Below are 680 nucleotides of genomic sequence, written 5' to 3' on the forward strand. Positions count from 1 at the left end.
CACCTGCGGCGCCGACCTCGGCGACGCCCGCTGCGGCGTCGACGTCGCGCGGTTCCGCACCGACGGCACCGTCGACGGCCTGCCGGAGCCCGGCACCCTGGCCGCGGCGGTCGCCGGCACCTTCGCCGACGGGCTGTTCAGCGGCGGCCGCCTGAGCTGGACCGCGGGCGCCAATGCCGGCCTGTCCGGCGACGTGCGCACGCATCTCGGCACCCTGATCGAGTTGTGGGAGGCGCCGCCGCGCGGCATCGCGCCGGGCGACGCCTTCACCCTCGTCGCCGGCTGCGACAAGCGCCTCGCCACCTGCCGCGGCACCTTCGCGAACGCCCTGAACTTCCAGGGCTTCCCGCACATGCCGGGCAACGATTTCGTCGTGCGCTACGCCCCCGGCGCGGGTCCCGGCCTCGACGGCGGCTCGCTGTTCCGCTGAAAGGACGCCCCATGCGCGACCCGCTCGACGGTGCCGCGGTCGCGGCCGAGGCCCGGCTCTGGCTGGGCACGCCCTACCGGCACCAGGCCTCGCTGATCGGCGTCGGCTGCGACTGCCTCGGCCTGCTGCGCGGCGTCTGGCGCGGCCTTCTGGGCGACGAGCCCGAGGCGCCGCCGCCCTATTCCGGCACCTGGGCGGAGTCGGCTGCCCCCGGCACCGACCCGCTGACGGAGGCCGCCGCCCGCCACCT

1 protein-coding gene and 1 pseudogene are annotated in these 680 nt (G+C 76.9%); both read left to right on the top strand.

Going from position 1 to position 680, the window contains the following annotated elements; translation table 11 throughout:
- The coding region (locus FV230_RS28995) for a phage BR0599 family protein (protein WP_187275674.1) at window positions 1-430 on the top strand (430 nt) is incomplete at its 5' end.
- Between the two features lie 11 nt (window positions 431-441).
- A pseudogene (locus FV230_RS29000) lies at window positions 442-680 on the top strand (peptidase P60); the annotation flags it as partial.

The sequence above is a fragment of the Methylobacterium sp. WL6 genome (genome assembly GCF_008040095.1).
In the GTDB taxonomy this organism is placed as follows: Bacteria; Pseudomonadota; Alphaproteobacteria; order Rhizobiales; family Beijerinckiaceae; genus Methylobacterium.